Here is an 18,444-nt window from a genome sequence, read left to right on the forward strand (position 1 = left end):
GAAGGAATTTCCATGAAGTCGCTCGCCCTGTCGAATCCGGGCATGGATCGTGAGGCGCGATACCTGGAGGGAGCGGAGACCGAGAGGGGCGACGCAGTCCGGACCGGACCCCTTCCCGGAACACTCGTGTCCTTCGCCCGGTTCGTATTCTTCGGCGGCGGCGTTGGGGTCGCCTCCAGTTTCGCTGTCGCTCCGATTGCCGGGCTGATGCCCTGGACGGCTGCGAATGCGCTGATCACTGTGGCCTCCACCGTGCTGTGCACGGAGCTTCACGCGCGTTTCACTTTCGGAGCCCGGCAGCGTGCCGGCCGGCGTCAGCATTGGCAGTCAGCGGGGTCGGCAGCGGCCGCCTACGTCGTCACGACCGTCGCGGTGCTCATCCTGCACGCGGTGCGACCGGCGGCCGGGACGCTGAGCGAGCAGGCCGTCTACCTCTGCGCCTCCGGGCTCGCCGGTACAGGGCGTTTTCTGGTGCTGCGCCTGTACGTCTTCGCCACCGGCCGGAACCGGGCCGCAGAGCAGGCCGAGAGCTCGGCGACGATTCAAAGGCCGAATGTGACGGTGCCCCGGTCCCTTCCGGCCCCGGCCTTGCCGTTGGACCTCCCGCTGCCTGCGGCGATGGGTCAGCCGGCACCGCTTCCGGCGTGACACGGGGCGCTCGGCCATGTGCACAGGCGGTCATGGTCGCCCTTCCACGAACCAGGTCTCCCGGGCAGGACCTCGCGAACCGGTTTCCGCCGGCGACGCTGTGCGTGTTCACCGGCGGCCCGAGGGGTTCTCGTCGGGGCCACCGGGCACGTTGTTCAGATACGTGAGTACCGCCTGCACCCGACGGTGTCCGCTGTCGCTCGGGGGCAGTCCCAGCTTCAGGAACACGTTGCCGATGTGTTTGCTCACCGCCCGCTCCGAGACGACGAGGGTCTTGGCCATGGTGGTGTTGTCATGGCCCTCGGCCATCAGCTTCAGGACCTCGCGCTCGCGCGGTGTCAGCGAGTCGAGGGGCGAGTCCCGGCGGCGGGTGAGGAGTTCGGTCACCACCTCGGGATCGAGCGCCGTGCCACCGGCCGCCACCCGCTCCAGCGCGTCCAGGAACTCGTCCACCCGGCCCACCCGGTCCTTGAGCAGGTAGCCGACGCCGCGCGCGCCGCCGCCCAGCAGTTCGGCGGCGTAGGACTCCTCGACGTACTGCGAGAGGACGAGCACCGGCAGCCCGGGGATCTCCTTGCGCGCCGCGAGCGCCGCGCGCAGGCCCTCGTCGCGGAAGCCCGGCGGCATCCGTACGTCGAGCACGGCGGCGTCCGGGCGATGCGCGAGCAGCGCGGGCACCACCTCGGGCCCGCTGCCCGCCACGGCCACGACCTGGTGCCCGGCGGAGGAGAGCAGCAGGACAAGCCCTTCCCGCAGCAGGGCATGGTCCTCGGCGATCACCACACGCACGGCAACTCCACTTCGATCACGGTCGGGCCCCCGACGGGGCTGGTCAGGATGACGGTTCCGTCCAGCGCGGCGACCCGGCGCCGCAGGCCGAGCAGTCCCGAGCCGCCCGGCTCCAGACCGTCGCCGACCCCGGGGCCGGCGAGGGCGTGTTCGGCGCCGCCCTCGCCCTCGTCGCGCACCCGTACGCGCAGCCCCGTCGCCGTACGGTCGAGCCGGACCTCGGCCCGGTCGGAGCCGCTGTGCCGGGCCACATTGGTCAGGGTCTCCGCGACGGCGAAGTACGCGGCGGCCTCGACCGCCGCCGGGGCGCGGGGCCCGTCGCGCCTGTCGTCCCCGTCCGCCAGACCGGTCACCACGACGGTGACGTCGAGTCCGCTGCTGGCGGCGAGTGCGCGTACGGCTCCGGTGAGGCCGCGGTCGGTGAGGATCGGCGGGTGGATGCCGCGTACGACGTGCCGGAGTTCGGTCAGTGCCTCCTCGGCCTGGTCCTGCGCGTCGTCCAGGAGCTTGCGGGCGGCCACCGGGTCACTTCCGTACATCCGCTTCGCGAGACCGATCCGCATGGACAGTGAGACCAGCCGGGCCTGGGTGCCGTCGTGCAGGTCCCGTTCGATACGGCGTAGTTCGGCGCCGTGCGCGGCAATAGCCCCGGCGCGGGTTTCGGCCAGTTCCTCGACGCGCTCGGCAAGACGCGCCTTGCGCGAGGGCTTGAGCAGCGCTGTCGACCAGGCGGCGTCGAGATCCGCGAGTCGGACGATGAGCGGCAGCACGAACGCCCGGCGCCGCAGCAGTCCGCACCACACGCCGTCCACGAGCAGTCCCACCAGCCACAGCGGCACGGCCAGGACAGCCAGCAGGCCGTAGGCGTAATACGCGAACATCCACCGCAGATCGGTGAGCGTGCCGGGGTCGGTGACCACTGTGCGCAGCCGCTGCCGGAGCGTGCCCGTGAGGGGGAGGTACGCCTCGGGGATCGTCCGGCCCGTCCAGGTGGCCACCTGGCGCCGTTTCGCCCCGCCCATCCGGCGGATCAGCAACACGGTTTCCGGCAGCAGCCCGGCACCGACGACCAGGAGGGTGGCGACGCCCGTGAACAGCAGCACGGTGACGAACAGGTATGAGAAGAAGCCCAGCATCGCGGCTCTCGCCAGTTGCACCGTGGCCCGCGCCGCCTGCAGCACTGTTCTTCGCATGCGGACCAGGCTAATTCGCCGAGCCCGGAGACCAGGGGCCCCATCGCGGAACCACGAAGAAAGGCGTGGAAGTCGGTCGGCCTCCATGGCCCGCCCGTGGTCGTGGCGGGACAGCCTCTGCGGGCAGCAGGGCGCGTACGCCGCGGTGCTGAGGCAGGAGTGTCAGCTCCGCCGCTGAGCCGGTTCGGGTGGCAGCGGTTGCTCACGACCGTGCCTGTTTTGGGCGGGCAGTGCCCGGCCCGGCGGCGAGCAGCCAATGCTCGCCGCCGGGCCGGGGTTCTCGCCGTTCCCCGTCCCCACGGGTGCGGCGAGTGCGGGGCCGATACCGCCAGGGCGGCCCCGGTCCTGAGCGGTGGCCGCCTACGGGAGGCGGCCACCGGGTTCGGTCGAGAGCTACTTGCTGAGTACGAGTTCGGAGTTGTCCTGGCCGGCCGGTGCCGCGGGAGCCGGGTGCTTGCGGGTGATGGCCTCTCCCTCGATGTCGATGCCGGGCAGGATCCGGTCGAGCCATCGGGGCAGGCGCCAGGCGCGGTCGCCGAGGAGGGCGAGGACGGCGGGCACGATGGCCATCCGGACGACGAAGGCGTCGAAGAGGACGGCGATGGCCAGGCCGAACCCGATCATCTTGATCATGGATTCGTCGGCGCCGACGAATCCGGCGAAGACCGCCATCATGATCAGTGCGGCGGCGACGACCACGCGGGCGCTGGTGCGGAATCCGGAGACGATCGCCTGCGCGGGCCGGTCGCCGTGGACGTACGCCTCGCGGATCCGGGAGACCAGGAAGACCTCGTAGTCCATGGCGAGTCCGAACACGATGCCCACCAGGAAGATCGGCATCATGGACATGATCGGGCCGGTCTGTTCGACGCCGAGGAGTCCGGCGCCATGGCCGTACTGGAACACCGCGACGACCACACCGAGCGAGGCGAGAACGGAGAGCAGGTAGCCCAGGGCTGCCTTCAGCGGGACGAGGAGGGAGCGGAAGACGAAGAGCAGGAGCACGATCGCGAGGCCGACCACGACGATGAGGTACGGGATCAGCGCGTCCTGGAACTTTTTCGCGACGTCGATGTTCATCGCGGTGCTGCCGGTGACCTCGTAGGTGGCCCCGGCTTCCTGCTCGATGCCGGGGCGTTCTGCGCGGATGGTCTTGACCAGGTCGATGGTCCTGGAGTCGGTGGGGCTGGTGGACGGGGTGGCGGAGAGTATCGCGGCGTCGCCGGCCTGGTTGAACTGCGCCGGGGAGACGGAGACGACTCCGCTGGTGTCCGCGATCCGCTTGCTGATCAGGGAGGCCGCGGCCTTGGGGTCGTCGGCGCCCTTGGTGTCGACGACGATGGTCAGGGGGCCGTTGAAGCCGGGGCCGAAGCCGTCGGCGAGGGCGTCGTAGGCGCGGCGTTCGGTGGTGGAGGTGGGTTTGGCCTCGTCGCCGGGCATGCCCAGTTGGAGGTCGGCGGCCGGTACGGCGAGTGCGCCCAGGCACACGACGCCGAGCAGCAGGACGGGCAGGGGGTGGCGGACCACCAGGCTTGCCCAGCGACTGCCGGCGTTGTCCGTCCTGATACGGCGGGGCTTCCTGCCCTTGCGGACGCGACGTGCGAGGACGGCGTTGGGCCAGAAGCCGAGGAGGGCGGGGACCAGGGTGAGACAGATGAGGACGGCGACGACGACGGCGCCGGCCGCGGTGAGGCCCATTTTGATGAGCATCGGGATGCCGACCACCGACAGGCCGGCGAGTGCGATGACGACGGTCAGACCGGCGAAGACCACCGCGGACCCCGCCGTGCCGACGGCCATTCCCGCGGCTTCCCGCGCGGCCCGGCCCTTTCCGCGCTCCTCCCGGTAGCGGGAGACGATGAACAGGGCGTAGTCGATGCCGCAGGCCAGCCCCAGCATCGAGGCGAGGGTCCCGCTGGTCAGGGAGAGCCCGAACGTGCTGCCCAGGGCGATGATGGCGGTCATGCTGACGGCGACGCCGATGATCGCGGTCAGCAGCGGCAGCCCGGCCGCGGCCATGGACCCGAAGGTGATCAGCAGGACCACCGCCGCGATCGCGATGCCGATCATCTCGGCGGACCCGCCTGCGGCCGGCTGCGCGGCCAGGGCGTCTCCGCCGATCTCGACGGTCAGACCCGCGTCCCTGGCCTGGTCAACGGCTCGCTCAAGGTGTTCCTTACTGGCGTCGGTCAGGTCACCGGCAGGGGTCTTGAAGGAGACGGTGGCATAGGCCGTGGAGCCGTCCTCGCTGACCGCCTTCGCCTGGAAGGGGTTGACCACACCGGTCACCTGCGGGCCGTCGGCGGCCTTGTGGACCAGGGTCTCGACGGTGGTTTTGTTGCCGGCTGCGGTGACCTTCTCTCCGCTCGGCGCGATGAAGACGATGCGGGCGCTCGCCCCGTCCGCCCCCGAGCCGGGGAAGCGCTCGTCCAGGAGGTCGAACGCCTTCTGGGACTCGATGCCCGGCATGGCGAATCCGTCGTCGGGGGCGGCGGGGGCCTTCGTGGCGGCGAAGCCGACGGCGCCCAGCACGGCTATCCAGAGGAAGGTGACGAACCAGCGCCACCTGAAGGCGATGCGGCCCACGTGATACAGGAAAGTTGCCATGACGGTGCGAAAGCCTCCAGAGCGGCGGTGCAGGACAGGGGCGTGAGGCTCTCTCCGTCGGTGCCGGTGCCGGTGCCGGTGCTGGCACCGGTGTTGGCGTTGGCACCGGTGTTGGTGCCGGCGTCGACGTGGTGTCGGCCGGAGACCGGGACGGTGTGCCTCAGTGATTTCCACGATCCCGTCCGGCCGTCGCCGCCACGAGGGAGTGCTCTCCCGAACCAGGGGTGTAGCCGGCTACACCCCTCGCGGAAGCCATAGGATCGCGAGGTGAACGGAGGACCGCGTACGACGACGAGGGACATCGCACGGGCTGCCGTGCGGTCGGAGCTGGCGCAGGTGGCCTACGGCCTGATCCGGCGCGAGGGCTTCGACCGGGTGACCGTCAGCGACCTGGCCGCGGCGGCGGGCGTGTCCCGGAGTACCTTCCTGCGGTACTTCGGTACCAAGGAGGACGCCGTGCTCGGCGCCGTCGAGGCCCAGGGCGAACAGCTCGCCGACGCCCTGCGCGCCCGCCCCTCCGACGAGGGCGACTGGACGGCGCTGCGGCGTTCGCTCGACGTTCTCATGGAGTCCTACCGGCGGGACCCGACCGAGGCGCTCGCCACGGCCCGGCTCATCATGGGTACCCCGGCCCTGTGTTCACGGCAGCGGGAGAAGCAGCACCGCTGGCGTCCGCTTCTGGTGCGGGCCCTCGCCGAGCGCACGGACCCGCCACGGCCTGTCGCGGTGGCTCTGTCGGTCAAGGCCGGTGCGGCGCTGGAGTGTCTGGACATCGCCCTGGACCACTGGATCGCGTCCGACGGCCACCTGGACCTCGTCGGCCTCCTGGACGAAGCCTTCGCCGCTTTCGCGCCTCGGTAGGGCCGGTGGGTGGAAGGGTTCTAGGGCTCTACGCGGGTGGGGGCGGGGCGTACGGGGAGGTCGCGGGCGCCCAGGCGCAGGTGCTCGATGTGGTAGACGGCCTCGTCGAGGAGCTGCGCCACGTGGTTGTCGTACAGGCTGTAGACGATGCGCCTGCCCTGGCGTACGCCGGTGACCAGGCCCAGTGCGCGCAGGAGGCGCAGTTGGTGGGAGACGGCCGACTGCTCCATGGCGACGGCTTCGGCGAGTTCGGTGACACCGCAGGGGTTCTGCCGCAGGCGCGTCAGGATCATCAGGCGGGACGGTGTGGCCAGGGCCTGGAGGGTGGCGGCGATGGTGGCGGCGGACTCCGCGTCGAGGTGCTCCGTGCGCGTGGCGCGTTCCTCGGCTCCGTGTCCCATGCGCCCATCGTATAGACCGGTCGGTGGTGGTCCTACGATGAGTGCATGGCAACGAGCCCGCGAGTAGCAGGTGCGCACCCTGTGCAAGAAGCAGGGGAGGCGCGGGATCCGGGGGAAGCGGCCGCCGGTGACCGGCTGGAGGTCGCGGCCTCGGTGCTGGCGCTGCTCGCGGACCGTACGCGGCTCGCCCTGCTGGCGCGGCTGGGACAGGGGGAGGCCGATGTCACCACCCTCACGGAGGCGTGCGGCGCGGCCCGGCCCTCCGTCAGCCAGCACCTGGCCAAGCTCCGGCTCGCCGGTCTGGTGACCGCCCGCAAGGACGGCCGCCGCGTTGTCTACTCCCTGCGTCACGGTCATCTGCGCCGCCTCGTCGACGAGGCGCTGAGCGTCGCCGACCATCAGATCGGTGCTCTGCCGGCCCACGACTGACCACGGCTGAGGCCGTACCGGGCTGTGCGGAAGTGTCGTGGTGGGTGGTTCCGGGGCCAACGTGTGCTCAGGTGCGCACATGTTGGGTATGATGGCTGAGGTCTCCTGCCGTCGATCCGGGACGGGGCCGATGCTGTCCGTGCTGCGTAACCGCACCTACCGCCACCTGTTCGCCGCCCAGGTCGTCGCCCTGGTCGGCACCGGTCTGGCCACCGTGGCGCTCGGCCTGCTCGCGTACGACAGGGCGGGGGACCGCGCCTCCGCCGTGCTGGGCACCGCGCTGGCGATCAAGATGGTCGCCTACGTCGCCGTCGCGCCGCTCGCCGGAGCCCTCGCCGCCCGGGTGTCCCGCCGCTCCCTGATGGTGGGCGCCGACCTCACGCGTGCGTGCGTCGCGCTGGCGCTGCCCTTCGTCGGGCAGATCTGGCAGATCTACGTCCTGGTCTTCCTGCTGCAGGCGGCGTCGGCTGTGTTCACGCCGACCTTCCAGGCGGTCATCCCCGAGGTGCTGCCCGCCGAACGCGACTACACACGGGCCCTGTCGCTCTCCCGGCTCGCCTATGACCTGGAGAGCCTGTTCAGCCCGGCGCTCGCCGCCGGGCTGCTCGTCCTGGTCTCCTCGGGGCGGCTGTTCGTCGGCACCGCGATCGGCTTTGTCGCCTCCGCCGTTCTTGTGGTCTCCGTCGTCTTGCCCGGACGTTCCGGCGCCGTGCGCGGGCGCTCGGGTGTCGTGCGCGGCAAGGGCGCCGTTCGCGGCGACGCGCTCCTCGGCGTCCGGCTGTTCCGGGCCGTGCCCGGGCTGCGGGCGCTGCTCGCGCTCGATCTCGCGGTCGCGGCGAGCGGTGCGATCGTCTTCGTCAACACCGTCGTTCTCGTACGCGACCACTTCCATCGGCCCGCGGGTGACCTGTCCCTCGCCCTCGGAGCGTACGGCGCGGGCTCCGTGCTGACCGCCCTGTTCCTGCCCCGGCTGCTGCGGCGGGCTGGTGACCGCGCGGTGATGCTGCCCGCTGCCTTCGCCCTGCCGGTGATCCTCGCCGGTGTCGCCGCGCTCGGGGCCGCCGCGCCCACCACCGGGAGCTGGGTCGCGGTCCTGGCCGCCTGGGCGGCGATCGGCGCCGCCTGTTCCGCCGTCCTCACCCCCGGCGGGCGGGTGATCCGGCGTTCCGTCACGGACGCGGAGCTGCCCGCCGCCTTCGCCGCCCAGTTCTCCCTCTCCCACGGCTGCTGGCTGCTCACCTATCCCCTCGCGGGCCGGCTCGGCGCGGGCGCGGGGCTGCCGGTCACCGCCCTGGTCCTCGGTGGTGTCGCGCTGGCCGCCGCCCTCGCCGCGGCCGTCCTGTGGCCCGCTCGCGCATCCGTACCCGTACGGGAGTCGAGGCCCGCGTCCGTATCTGTGCGGCATAAATGAAGAGGTATTCATTCTTTCCTGTACGGTGAGCTGGTCACCCCGTGCCGCCCACCGAAGGAACCCGTATGTCCGCCACCCTCGCCGAGCGCCCCACCCCGGCCCAGGACCCAGCCGGCCGCGGCGGGGCCGCGCCCCGTCGCCGCCCGCGGGTCCTCGCCCTGCCCGAGGCCCGCTGGGCCGCCGCGGCGCTGGTGCTCTTCCTGCTCGCGCTCCCGCTGCAACTGACCGGCGCCCCCGCCTGGAGCTGGGGCCCGCTGTACGCGGCGGCCTACGTGACCGGCGGCTGGGAGCCGGCCTGGGCGGGGCTGCTGGCGCTGAAGGAGAAGACCCTCGACGTCGACCTGCTGATGATCGTCGCGGCGATCGGCGCGGCCTCCATCGGGCAGGTCATGGACGGCGCGCTGCTCATTGTCATTTTCGCCACGTCCGGCGCGCTGGAGGCGCTGGCCACCGCGCGCACCGCCGACTCCGTACGCGGACTGCTCGACCTCGCCCCCGCCACCGCGACCCGGCTGGACGGCGACGGAGTGGAGCGTACGGTCGCCACCGAGGACCTGGCGGTCGGCGACACCATCCTCATTCGCCCCGGTGAGCGCGTCGGGGCCGACGGCCGGGTGGCCGACGGGGCGAGCGAGGTCGACCAGGCCACCATCACCGGCGAGCCCCTGCCCGTACCGAAGGAGGCCGGGGACGAGGTCTTCGCCGGGACCCTCAACGGGACCGGCGCCCTGCGGGTCACGGTCGAGCGCGACGCGTCCGACTCGGTGATCGCCCGGATCGTGGCGATGGTCGAGGAGGCGTCCGAGACCAAGGCCCCGACCCAGCTCTTCATCGAGAAGGTCGAGCAGCGCTACTCGGTCGGCATCGTCGTCGCCACCCTCGCCGTCTTCGCGATCCCCCTCGGCTTCGGCGCGAACCTGACCGACTCCCTGCTGCGGGCGATGACCTTCATGATCGTCGCCTCGCCGTGCGCCGTCGTGCTGGCCACCATGCCGCCGCTGCTCTCCGCCATCGCCAACGCCGGGCGCCACGGTGTGCTGGTCAAGTCCGCCGTCGTCATGGAACGCCTCGGCCAGGTCGACGCGGTGGCCCTGGACAAGACCGGCACCCTCACCGAAGGCACCCCCCGCGTCACCGACCTGCGCCCCCTGCCCGGCGCCGGGCTCTCCGAGGACGAGCTGCTGGGCCTGGCCGCGGCGGCCGAACACCCCAGCGAGCACCCGCTGGCCCGCGCGATCGTCGGGGCCGCCCGCGAACGCGGCCTGGACCTCGCGGACGCGCGGGACTTCACCTCCGCGCCGGGCGTCGGGGTGACCGCAGTCGTCGACGGCCGTACGGTCGCGGTCGGCGCCCCGTCCCGGCTCCTGGCGGACGCGGTGGACCCGGTGGCGGCGGAAGCGGCCGGCGCGGTGGACACGGAAGCGGCGGACGCGGTCGTCGCGGAGCTGGAGGAGGGGGGCCGTACCGCGGTCCTCGTCCGGTGCGACGGCCGTCCCGTCGGGGTGCTGGGCATCGCGGACCGGCTGCGCCCCGGCGCCGCCGCCACGGTCGCCGCCCTCACCACCCTGACCGGCACCGCGCCGGCGCTGCTGACCGGCGACAACCCGCGCGCCGCGGCCCGCCTCGCCGACGAGGTCGGCATCACGGACGTACGCGCCGGGCTGCTGCCCCAGGACAAGGTCGCCGCCGTGCGCGAGCGGGAGGCGGCGGGGCAGCGGGTGCTCGTGGTCGGCGACGGGGTCAACGACGCCCCTGCCCTGGCCGCCGCCCACACCGGCGTCGCCATGGGGCGGGCCGGCTCCGACCTCGCGCTGGAGACCGCCGACGCCGTCATCGTCCGGGACGAACTCGCCACCGTGCCCGCCGTCGTGGCGCTCTCCCGCGCGGCCCGCCGTCTCGTGATCCAGAACCTGGTCATCGCGGGCGTGTTCATCTCCGGCCTGGTCGTCTGGGACCTGGTCGGCCATCTGCCGCTGCCGCTCGGCGTCCTCGGGCACGAGGGGTCCACCGTCATCGTCGGCCTCAACGGCCTGCGTCTGCTGCGCGAGGCCGCCTGGCGCCGGGCGGCCGACGTGAGCTGACGTGAGGTGATGTGGGCTGACGTGAGGTGATGTGACGGAGCCTCGGGGGCGTACGGCGTGAGACGCGCGTACGCCCCCGAGGCGTGTGCGCCTCGGAGACGTACGCCTCAGGCGCGCCCGCGCGTCAGATGCGCACGCCCCACATGAACGGCATGCCGCTGCGCGCGATCGACTCGTAGCGGACCTGCGCCCCGGGCTTCGGCGAGTGGAGGATCTGGCCGTTGCCCGCGTAGAAGCCGACATGGCTCAGGTCGGTGCGCATGATGATGAGGTCGCCGGGCCTCAGGTCCCCGAGGGAGTTGATCCGGGTCCCCGCGTTGGCCTGGTCCTGCGAGGTGCGGGGGAGCGAGACGCCGGCCTGCTTGAAGGCCCACGAGGTCAGTCCGGAGCAGTCGAAGGACCCCGGCCCGCTGGCTCCCCACACGTACGGCATGCCGACGCGGCTCTTGGCGGCGGCGAACGCCGCGGCGCCGCGCGAGGAGGCGCTGGCCTCGTTGCCGAGGTCCGCGCGGGCGCTGTCGCGGTTGGCGCGGTCCTCCTCCTGGGCGATCTTGGCCCGCTCCTTGGCGCTGAGCGTGTTGAGGAGCTGCTGAGCCTTGGCCAGCTTGCCCTGGATCTCCGTCTTCTTGCGCCCCAACTCGGCCCGCGTGTCCCGCAGTTCCGTGAGCTTCGTGGTGGCCTGCGTGCGCTGCTGCTGCACCTCGCGCTGCTGGACCTGGAACTTCTGGAGGTCGCTCACGTCGCGGGCGCCGAGCTGGTCCATGAGGGTCGCCTGGTCCAGATAGGCGTCCGGGTCGGAGGAGAGCAGGAGCTGCATGGAGGGGGCGAGGCCGCCGCTGCGGTACTGGTCGGCGGCGATGCCGCCGATGCGGTTCCGCAGCTCGTTGAGGGCCTCCTGCTTGCGGGCGGCGGTGTCCTGGAGGACCTCGACCTCCTTCTGGAGGGTGCCCGCCTTCTCCTTCGCGCCGCTGTACTTCTCGGTCGCCTGCGTGGCCTCTTCGTAGAGGCGGTCGACCTGCGCCTTGACGCCCTTCTTGTTCGGGTCCGGGAGGGGATCTGCCGAGGCGGACTGCGCCGACAGGGCGACCGCGGCCGTGGCGGTGACCGTGAGCATCGTTCCGTAGGCATTGCGCTGCGGCTTGGGACGGCGGTGGGACGCCACGATGAGGCAGCTCCTTCTCTCTCTGACTCCGATCCGACTCGGCCGTCGGAATACTAAGCAGATTAGCTCTACTGTTCCAAGGGGGAGTGGTGTGGCCGCCGTTGACACCGATGCGCGGCTCGATTCCGTACGGATTCGTACGGCGGCGGTGGTCGGGAACCGGCTGTGCTGCTAAGCGGATTGGCATCAAACGCCATGACCGCCGGTCCGGCCCCGGAGACTACGATGAACGGCCGGGGAGCGAGGGGACGACGGACAAGGGGAGCGGCCGTGCGACAACTGGGCGAGCTGGAGGCGGAGATCATGCACCGCCTGTGGGCCTGGGGCCGGCCGGCGACCGCGCGCGACGTGCTGACCGACCTCAACAAGAAGCGGCCCCTCGCCTACAGCACGGTCAAGACCGTGGCCGACATCCTCTACCGCAAGGGCATGCTCCGGCGCGAGAAGGAGGGCCGGGCCTGGGTGTACGAACCCACCGGCACGCGCCAGCAGTACACGGCGGCCCTGATGCAGGACGCCCTCGGCGGCAACCCGGATCCGGCCGGCGCCCTCGTCAGCTTCGTGGAGCAGATCACCCCGGAGGAGGCCGACGCGCTGCGGGCGGCCCTGCGCACGGCGAAGCGGCGGAGCGGGACATGATCGCGGCCGTGGCGCTGACCGGATACGCGGTTCTGGTGGGCGCCGTGGCGCCGTACGGTCTGGCGAGGGCGCGCTGGGCACACCGCGCCCCGGCCGTCGCCGTGCTGGCCTGGCAGGGGCTGATGGTGACCTTCGTGGTCTCCGTCGCGCTGGCCGCCTACCACCTCGTGCTCACCGAGGAGCATGTGCACCAGGGCCTCGTCGGGCTGCTCAGCATCTGCGGCGTGGCGGCGGACGTCCCGGCCGCGGCTCCCTCCGGTGCCCCGCGCGGCCCGGAGGCGGGATCCGCCGGTGGCACGGAGGCCCCGGCCGCGGACGCCGTGACGCTCCTGGCCCCGGCGGCGGTCGCGCTGCTTCCGCTGGGCTGGCTGCTGCGCACGGTGTGGCGCTCACGCCGGGCCCGGCAGCGCCGGCTCGATCTGCTCGCCCTCGTCGGCAGGCCGGCCCCCGAGTACGGCGCCACCGTCGTGGACCACGACGTACCGGCCGTCTACTGCCTGCCCGGACGCCGCCCGCGCGTGGTCGTCACGCGCGGTGCGCTGGATGTCCTCTCGGACGCCCAGCTCCGCGCGGTCCTCGCCCACGAGCAGGCTCATCTCACGGGCCGCCACCACCTCCTCCACATGGTGGCCGACGCGTTCGCCCGGGCGTTCCCCGGTCTCCCGCTCGCCCGGCGGGCCGGGGAACAGACCGCGCTGCTGCTGGAGATGGTCGCGGACGACCGGGCGCTGCGCCGCCACCCGCGGGAGACGCTGGCCGCCGCGATGTGCGAGGTCGCGGCGGGCCGGGCGCCGCGGTCCGCGCTGGGCGCGGGCGGTCCCGGGGCGCTGATCCGGGTACGCCGGGTCCTCGCCCCGCAGCCGAGGCCGCACCGCGTGGCCTGGCTCGCCATCGTGGCGGCGTCGGTCGCGGCCCCGGTCTTCCCGCTCCTGCTCACCTGCGGGCCGACTCTCTGACCGCCGGCCGGGCCGGGCCGCCCTCCGGTGAACGGCCGGGGCCCCGCGTCCGTACCCGCTGGGACCGGGCCTCGCGGCACACGACGAGCGGAAGACGTGGGCACCGCGTGGAGAAGCACGAGCACCCGTACGGGTACGGCGCGGACGCCCCGCCGGGCCGCCGACGCCCGGCCGCGGCGTGCCCCTGGGCCGGGATGCGGCCGGTGCGGGCCTGGGCCGGGACGCGGCTGGTGCGGGCCGGTGTCTTCACGGTGGCCGGTACCGGGCTCGCGGTGGTGGGGCACCATGTCGCCTCCGGTGAACCGCTCTCCTGGGGCGGGCTGTTGGGCGCCGCCCTGGCGGTGTTCGCCCTCGCTCTGCCGTGGGCGGGGCTGCGCCGCTCGCTGCCGGGCGTGCTGGCGGCGACGTTCGCGGCCCAGCTGGTCGCGCACGAGATCCTGGCAGCCGCCGCGCGTACGGCCGCCGCGACGGGTGAAGCCTCCGGGCCCGCCAGGGCCTCGGCGGCGGCCGGGTTCCCGCTGCCCGCTCGGGCCTCCGAGGCGGCCGGGCATCTGGCGGGCATGCGACACGGCCTGGGGCATCCGGCCGCCGCCGCGAGCGGCCACGGCCTGTCCGTCGGCGACGGGACGATGCTTCTCGCGCATGTGCTGGCGGCCGTCGCCGTGGCCGTGCTGCTGTACGCCACGGACGCCCGGCTGTCGGCGCTCCCGGCCCTCCCCGCCCTCCGCGCCCTTCCCGTCGTTCTCGGCCGGCTGGCGGGCGCGGTCCGCGCGGCGCTGGCCCGCTGCCTGCCGCGCGGCCGGTGCCGCAAGGTCCCGTCGCGCGCCGGGCGCCGTCGCTCTCCCGCGCCCTTCGACACGGCGCCGGGGACCCCGGCGGACGCCCTGCTCGCTCATGTCCTCGTCCGCAGAGGGCCTCCCGGACCACTGGTGTGTGCGACGACCGCCCAGTGATCCGACCGGCGGGACCCGTGGACCGGGTGCCCGCCGCAGAGCAAGAGACGAGACCTGCCATGACCGCTTTCCGCCTGCCTTCCCGCTTGCCCTCCCATCCGTCCCGTGTGCGGCTCTCCGGGCTGTCCGGGCTGTCCGGAGCGGGTGCCGCCCTCCTCGCCGCCTCCGCCGTGGTGCTGGCCACCGCCACCACCGCCGCGGCCCATGCCGAGGTGACCGCGTCCGACCCGCGCGCCCTCGCCCGGGACGTCACACTGGAGTTCATCTCCGAGGCGGAGTCCGCGGAGGCGGGCATCGCCAAGCTCCGGGTGGTGCTGCCCGAGGGCATTCCCGTCGACGCGGTGAGCCTCAAGAGCGCCCCGAAGGGCTGGAAGTTCACCCGTACCGAGGACGGTTACGACGTGGCCGGTACGGCCCTGGCCCCGGGAACCGACGCCGAACACAGTGTCACCGTCAAGCAGTTGCCCGACGCGAAGACGCTGGCGTTCAAGACGATCGAGACCTACGGCGACGGCGAGGTCTCGCGGTGGATCGAGCTGCCCCGGGCCGGCGAGGAGAAGCCCGACAACATCGCCCCGATCCTCGAACTGAAGCCCGCCGCCGAGGGGGCCACCCCGATCGACCAGGGCGCCGGCGACGACCCCGGTCCGGCCGCGCCCCCCAGCCCCAGCCCCAGCGCGACGGCCTCCGCCCCCTCCCCCACCGCCACTCCGGCGGAGGACGGGGCCGAGGACGCGGACGAGAACGGGACCGAAGGGGCCGAGGCCGCCGCCGATGACGGCGACAACGCCGCCACCCTGACCGGACTTCTCGTCGGCCTCGTCTCCGCGGTCGTGGTCCTCGGCATCGGGGCCCTGCTGTGGCTCAAGCGGCGCGGCCGGTCCGCGGCGGAGTAAGGCCCGCGGCGGAGTAAGCGTCGCGGGCCCGGGTTCACCCGGCCAGCCGGGCTTCGATGAGCTCCCTGAAGGCTTCGTAGGAGCCCGGCGTGGCCACCTTGATCCCACCGACGAAGAAGGTGGGGGTGCCCTGCACGCCCAGGCCCAGGCCGTCCTGCTGGTCGGCCCGGACCCGGGCGGCGGTCTCGGGCGAGTCGAGCGCCGCGTCGAACTCGGCCATGTCCAGGCCGAGTTCACCGGCGTAACCGCGGAAGGTCTCCTTCTTGGAGTCCTGCGCCTCGCCCCACGCGGCCTGCGTGGCGAAGAGTTTGCGGTACATCGGCTCGAACTTCCCCTGCCGGGCCGCCGCTTCGGCGGTTCGCGCGGCGAGCTCGCCGTTGCGGTGGCCCGGCATCGGGAAGTAGCGGGCGACGAAGGTGACCCGGTCGCCGTACTCCTCCCGGAGCCTCTCCACGACGGGGTACGCGGCTCCGCACCCCTCGCACTCGAAGTCGAGGAACTCCACCACGGTCAGCTCGCTGCGTTCGGGCCGGGTGAGCCGGTGGCTGTCCGCGCGGACCGACTGGGCCTGCGCGGCGGGCCGGGGGTCGAGCGCGCCGGTCCTGGCGGGGTCGTCGGGGCGGAAGGCGAGGAACGAGCCCAGGGCGGCGGCGAAGGCGGCCACGATGACCAGGGCGATGTAGACATGCTTCTTCACGGGAACCTCGTAACAGGGGTGGGCGTCATGACGGGGGCCGCCGCGCGTCCCGTGCGTGGAGCGCGGCGAGGTAGGCGTTGTACTCGGTCAGCGGGTCCTTGCCGTCCCCGCGGTCGATGGTCCGGTCGACGCGCCGCGCCTCGCGGGCGTCGGAGCGCACCCACTGCACGGCGAGGATGATCGTGGTGATGAGGACGGGGATGTCGCCGGTCGCCCAGGCGATGGCCCCGGCGTTGTACTGGTCGTCCGCCAACGACGGTCCCCAGGTGCGGCCGAGCGCCGTCCACCACTCCGCGCCGACGAGGTCGGCCGAGCTCATCAGCGAGATGCTGAACCAGGAGTGGAACGGCATCGCCAGCATCAGCACGAACAGCTTCGCCAGGTACGGGGGCCTGCGCGGCCCCGGATCGATGCCGATGATCACCCAGAAGAAGAGCAGCCCGGTGACGAGGAAATGCGCCTGCATCGCGAGATGCCCGAGGTGGCTGCGCATCAGGACGGCGAACAGCGGCGTGTAGTAGACGGCGAAGGCGCTGCCGATGAAGAGCACGCCCGCCACGGCGGGATGGGAGACGACGCGCAGATAGCGGCTGTGCAGCAGGGAGAGCAGCGCCTCCCGCACCCCGCGCCGTTCGCCCTTCCCCGCCGCGGGCAGGGCGCGCAGCGCCAGGGTGACCGGGGCGCCGAGCACGAGCAGGATCGGCACGGTCATCGCCAGGATCATGTGCTGGCCCATGTGCACGCTGAACATCACTTTGCCGTACGTGGCCAGCCCGCCCATGGTCGTGAAGACGGTCACCGCGAGCCCCAGCAGCCAGGAGACCGTCCGCCCGGCCGGCCAGGCGTCGCCGCGCCGGCGCAGTCTCCGTACGCCCGCCAGGTAGGCCAGCGCCAGGGCCGCGCACCCGAACGCGAACACGACGTCGAACCGCCAGGCGGTGAAGAGCGGGGTCCACGGGAAGCCACCGAGCGGCGCGGGCATGCCGTACCCGAGCAGTTCCCGCGCGGCGGAGTACGGTGCGTCCCCGCTGCCGCCGCCGGGCGTGGGGGTACGGGAGAGCCCCACGGCGAGGCCCGTCGCGGCGGCCATCAGCAGGAGTTCACCGGCGGCCAGCCGGACGAAGGGGCCGGCGCCGCCCGCGTCGAGCCGGCCGAGGGTGCGGCGCCGGTGCAGCCACCCGCACCAGCCGAGCGCGGCGAGGGCGACCGCCTTGGCCAGGACCAGCACCCCGTACGGGTCGGTGAGGAGAGCGCCCGGGGAGGGCAGCCGTACCGCCGCGCTGAGCAGCCCGCTCGCGCCCACCGTCAGCAGGGCCCAGCCGGCCAGGACGCTGAAGCGCCGGGCCGCGACGGCCGCGGCGGGGTCGCGCCGTACCGCCACGACGAGGACGGAGAGCAGCCCGCCGGCCCACAGGGCGACACCGGCCAGGTGCAGGGCCAGGGCGGCGACCGCCGTGTCGTGGTCGGGCGCCGCCGAGGAGTGACCGGTGAACGCGGGCGGCAGCAGTGCGCCCACGGCGGCCACCAGGGCCCACCACGCGCCGCGCGCCGTACCCGTCCCGGGGACGAGCGCGGCGAGCGTGGCGCCCGCGACCACCACGGCGGCGTAGGCGCGTCCCCGAGCGTCGGTGGCGATGAAGTCCGCCAGCGGGCCGGGGGAGAGGGCGTCGCCGACCGGCAGGGCGGCCAGGTCGGAGAAGGTGAACACCAGCGTGACGGCCGCAGCGGCGGCCCACACCGCGGCGGCGAGCGCGGCCCACGGGAGGTACCGGCGCCGGGCGGCGGAGAGCCGGACCTCACGGCCGGGCAGCAGCACCGCGATCAGCAGGAGCACGCCCACGGTGGCGACGGCCGCCGCGTCCAGCACGGTCCTGGCCACGGGGAGCCCGTACGCGGTCACCCTCCCGGCATCCGGAATCCCGGCCACCGGCGGCGCGATGCCGCCGCCGAACCAGAGCGCGGCCGTCGCGGCGGTCACCGCCACGGCGGCACCGGCGCCGAACAGCGCGGGCAGCCGTACCCGTACCCCTGTCTCTGGTTCTGCCCTTGCGCCTGCCCCTACCTCTGTCTCCGTCGGTACGTGATCAGTGCGCACGGCGGGCCCGCCTTCGCCGCGCGAGCCGCATCCCGGCCCAGCCGGACCCGAAGACGACCACCGCGCCGACGGCACCGACCAGCGTGTCCCGGCCCGAGGAACCCCCGGCCGGGGCGGCGGCCTCCGGCCCAGGAGTCCCCGGCGCGGAAGTCTCCGCCACCGGAGTCTCCGCCGCAGGAGTCTCCGCCACCGGCGTCCCCGTCACCGGCGGCCCCGCCACGGTGAAGGAGAGCACCCCCGAGACGGGGTGGCCGTCGGCGGAGACCACGCGATAGCCGATCCGGTAGTGGCCGGGAGGGGAGGAGGGCGACGGACGGACCGAGACGTCCTCGCCGTCCACCTCGGGCTCGCCGACGAGGGCCGCGCCCCGGGGGCCGGTGAGCGACACCTTGGCGTACTTCCGGGACATCGGGTCGCTGAAAGTCAGCCGTACGCGCTCGGGGAGCGAGGCGACCGAGGAGCCCTCGGCCGGGGTGGCGCCGGTCAGTTCGGTGTGGGCGGCGGCGGGCGTGGCGCCCGTCCAGAGCAGGGCGGCCGCCGCGGGCAGCACGGCGCCGCGCGCCGCCGTACGGGCGGCACGCCGGTTCATCACAGGCATGGGGAAGGAGCTTTCTGTCCACCGGCGG

At 73.4% G+C, this 18,444-nt stretch carries 17 protein-coding genes; 9 read left to right on the top strand and 8 right to left on the bottom strand.

Features of this window, described 5'->3' with window-relative positions; translation table 11 throughout:
* Positions 1 to 12 precede the first annotated feature (12 nt).
* Positions 13 to 648: a hypothetical protein gene (locus AB0P17_RS23770; RefSeq protein ID WP_365813895.1), complete on the top strand. Its 636-nt coding sequence runs from the start codon at positions 13 to 15 to the stop codon at positions 646 to 648.
* A 108-nt stretch (positions 649 to 756) separates the two neighbouring features.
* On the opposite strand, the gene AB0P17_RS23775 is transcribed toward AB0P17_RS23770, so the two are convergent.
* From AB0P17_RS23775 to AB0P17_RS23785, 3 genes are all read right to left on the bottom strand, one after another.
* Complete coding sequence (locus AB0P17_RS23775) at positions 757 to 1,437, bottom strand: response regulator transcription factor (protein ID WP_365813896.1); 681 nt, start codon at positions 1,435 to 1,437, stop codon at positions 757 to 759.
* Positions 1,425 to 2,630 carry a histidine kinase gene (locus tag AB0P17_RS23780; RefSeq protein ID WP_365813897.1) on the bottom strand — a complete coding sequence of 402 codons (1,206 nt, stop codon included), beginning with the start codon at positions 2,628 to 2,630 and terminating at the stop codon, positions 1,425 to 1,427. The genes AB0P17_RS23775 and AB0P17_RS23780 overlap by 13 nt, the downstream gene beginning before the upstream one ends.
* A 393-nt stretch (positions 2,631 to 3,023) precedes the next feature.
* Positions 3,024 to 5,237, bottom strand: a complete 2,214-nt coding sequence (locus AB0P17_RS23785; RefSeq protein WP_365813898.1) for an MMPL family transporter — start codon at positions 5,235 to 5,237, stop codon at positions 3,024 to 3,026.
* A 267-nt stretch (positions 5,238 to 5,504) separates the two neighbouring features.
* Here AB0P17_RS23785 and AB0P17_RS23790 point away from each other — a divergent pair, with 267 nt between their 5' ends.
* A complete protein-coding gene (locus AB0P17_RS23790) occupies positions 5,505 to 6,098 on the top strand; it encodes a TetR family transcriptional regulator (RefSeq protein WP_365813899.1) in 594 nt (197 codons plus the stop codon).
* Between the two features lie 20 nt (positions 6,099 to 6,118).
* Here the strand turns inward: AB0P17_RS23790 and AB0P17_RS23795 are convergent, their stop codons facing one another.
* On the bottom strand, positions 6,119 to 6,499 hold the full coding sequence (locus tag AB0P17_RS23795) for a metalloregulator ArsR/SmtB family transcription factor (RefSeq protein ID WP_365813900.1): 381 nt from the start codon (positions 6,497 to 6,499) through the stop codon (positions 6,119 to 6,121).
* Between the two features lie 81 nt (positions 6,500 to 6,580).
* On the opposite strand from AB0P17_RS23795, the gene AB0P17_RS23800 reads away from it, so the two are divergent.
* The 3 genes from AB0P17_RS23800 to AB0P17_RS23810 all read left to right on the top strand — a co-directional run bounded on the left by AB0P17_RS23800 (position 6,581) and on the right by AB0P17_RS23810 (position 10,420).
* The gene (locus AB0P17_RS23800) at positions 6,581 to 6,928 is read left to right on the top strand and encodes a metalloregulator ArsR/SmtB family transcription factor (RefSeq protein WP_365813902.1); all 348 of its coding nucleotides are present in this window, start codon (positions 6,581 to 6,583) and stop codon (positions 6,926 to 6,928) included.
* 130 nt (positions 6,929 to 7,058) lie between these two features.
* Positions 7,059 to 8,339, top strand: coding sequence for an MFS transporter (locus tag AB0P17_RS23805; protein ID WP_365813903.1), 1,281 nt, complete (start codon positions 7,059 to 7,061; stop codon positions 8,337 to 8,339).
* 65 nt (positions 8,340 to 8,404) lie between these two features.
* Positions 8,405 to 10,420: a heavy metal translocating P-type ATPase gene (locus AB0P17_RS23810; protein ID WP_365813904.1), complete on the top strand. Its 2,016-nt coding sequence runs from the start codon at positions 8,405 to 8,407 to the stop codon at positions 10,418 to 10,420.
* A gap of 124 nt (positions 10,421 to 10,544) precedes the next feature.
* On the opposite strand, the gene AB0P17_RS23815 is transcribed toward AB0P17_RS23810, so the two are convergent.
* Positions 10,545 to 11,582: an NlpC/P60 family protein gene (locus AB0P17_RS23815; protein WP_365813905.1), complete on the bottom strand. Its 1,038-nt coding sequence runs from the start codon at positions 11,580 to 11,582 to the stop codon at positions 10,545 to 10,547.
* A gap of 270 nt (positions 11,583 to 11,852) precedes the next feature.
* Between AB0P17_RS23815 and AB0P17_RS23820 the strand changes: the two genes are divergently transcribed.
* The 4 genes from AB0P17_RS23820 (at position 11,853) to AB0P17_RS23835 (ending at position 15,026) form a co-directional block, all read left to right on the top strand.
* Complete coding sequence (locus tag AB0P17_RS23820) at positions 11,853 to 12,221, top strand: BlaI/MecI/CopY family transcriptional regulator (RefSeq protein WP_365813906.1); 369 nt, start codon at positions 11,853 to 11,855, stop codon at positions 12,219 to 12,221.
* Positions 12,218 to 13,177 carry a M56 family metallopeptidase gene (locus tag AB0P17_RS23825; protein WP_365813907.1) on the top strand — a complete coding sequence of 320 codons (960 nt, stop codon included), beginning with the start codon at positions 12,218 to 12,220 and terminating at the stop codon, positions 13,175 to 13,177. Before AB0P17_RS23820 ends, AB0P17_RS23825 begins: the two co-directional genes overlap by 4 nt.
* Positions 13,178 to 13,284: 107 nt before the next feature.
* On the top strand, positions 13,285 to 14,130 hold the full coding sequence (locus AB0P17_RS23830; protein ID WP_365813908.1) for a hypothetical protein: 846 nt from the start codon (positions 13,285 to 13,287) through the stop codon (positions 14,128 to 14,130).
* 59 nt (positions 14,131 to 14,189) lie between these two features.
* Entirely contained in the window at positions 14,190 to 15,026 is an 837-nt protein-coding gene (locus tag AB0P17_RS23835) for a DUF1775 domain-containing protein (protein ID WP_365813909.1), read from the top strand.
* A 34-nt stretch (positions 15,027 to 15,060) separates the two neighbouring features.
* Here the strand turns inward: AB0P17_RS23835 and AB0P17_RS23840 are convergent, their stop codons facing one another.
* Genes AB0P17_RS23840 through AB0P17_RS23850 form a run of 3 tightly spaced genes read right to left on the bottom strand, consistent with a single transcriptional unit; the run spans position 15,061 to position 18,416 of the window.
* Entirely contained in the window at positions 15,061 to 15,723 is a 663-nt protein-coding gene (locus AB0P17_RS23840; RefSeq protein ID WP_365813911.1) for a thioredoxin domain-containing protein, read from the bottom strand.
* A gap of 25 nt (positions 15,724 to 15,748) precedes the next feature.
* Positions 15,749 to 17,818: a cytochrome c oxidase assembly protein gene (locus tag AB0P17_RS23845; RefSeq protein ID WP_365813912.1), complete on the bottom strand. Its 2,070-nt coding sequence runs from the start codon at positions 17,816 to 17,818 to the stop codon at positions 15,749 to 15,751.
* Positions 17,808 to 18,416, bottom strand: a complete 609-nt coding sequence (locus tag AB0P17_RS23850) for a copper resistance CopC family protein (protein WP_365813913.1) — start codon at positions 18,414 to 18,416, stop codon at positions 17,808 to 17,810. Before AB0P17_RS23850 ends, AB0P17_RS23845 begins: the two co-directional genes overlap by 11 nt.
* Positions 18,417 to 18,444: the final 28 nt, after the last annotated feature.

It is taken from the genome of Streptomyces sp. NPDC088124, from assembly GCF_040685895.1.
In the GTDB taxonomy this organism is placed as follows: Bacteria; Actinomycetota; Actinomycetes; order Streptomycetales; family Streptomycetaceae; genus Streptomyces.

What these genes read in the sequence shown, in the direction of transcription:
- AB0P17_RS23770 (WP_365813895.1), top strand. Translation starts at nt 13, where the DNA reads ATGAAGTCGCTCGCCCTGTCGAATCCGGGCATGGATCGTGAGGCGCGA.
- AB0P17_RS23780 (WP_365813897.1), bottom strand. Translation starts at nt 2,630, where the DNA reads ATGCGAAGAACAGTGCTGCAGGCGGCGCGGGCCACGGTGCAACTGGCG.
- AB0P17_RS23785 (WP_365813898.1), bottom strand. Translation starts at nt 5,237, where the DNA reads ATGGCAACTTTCCTGTATCACGTGGGCCGCATCGCCTTCAGGTGGCGC.
- AB0P17_RS23795 (WP_365813900.1), bottom strand. Translation starts at nt 6,499, where the DNA reads ATGGGACACGGAGCCGAGGAACGCGCCACGCGCACGGAGCACCTCGAC.
- AB0P17_RS23805 (WP_365813903.1), top strand. Translation starts at nt 7,059, where the DNA reads ATGCTGTCCGTGCTGCGTAACCGCACCTACCGCCACCTGTTCGCCGCC.
- AB0P17_RS23810 (WP_365813904.1), top strand. Translation starts at nt 8,405, where the DNA reads ATGTCCGCCACCCTCGCCGAGCGCCCCACCCCGGCCCAGGACCCAGCC.
- AB0P17_RS23825 (WP_365813907.1), top strand. Translation starts at nt 12,218, where the DNA reads ATGATCGCGGCCGTGGCGCTGACCGGATACGCGGTTCTGGTGGGCGCC.
- AB0P17_RS23835 (WP_365813909.1), top strand. Translation starts at nt 14,190, where the DNA reads ATGACCGCTTTCCGCCTGCCTTCCCGCTTGCCCTCCCATCCGTCCCGT.
- AB0P17_RS23850 (WP_365813913.1), bottom strand. Translation starts at nt 18,416, where the DNA reads ATGCCTGTGATGAACCGGCGTGCCGCCCGTACGGCGGCGCGCGGCGCC.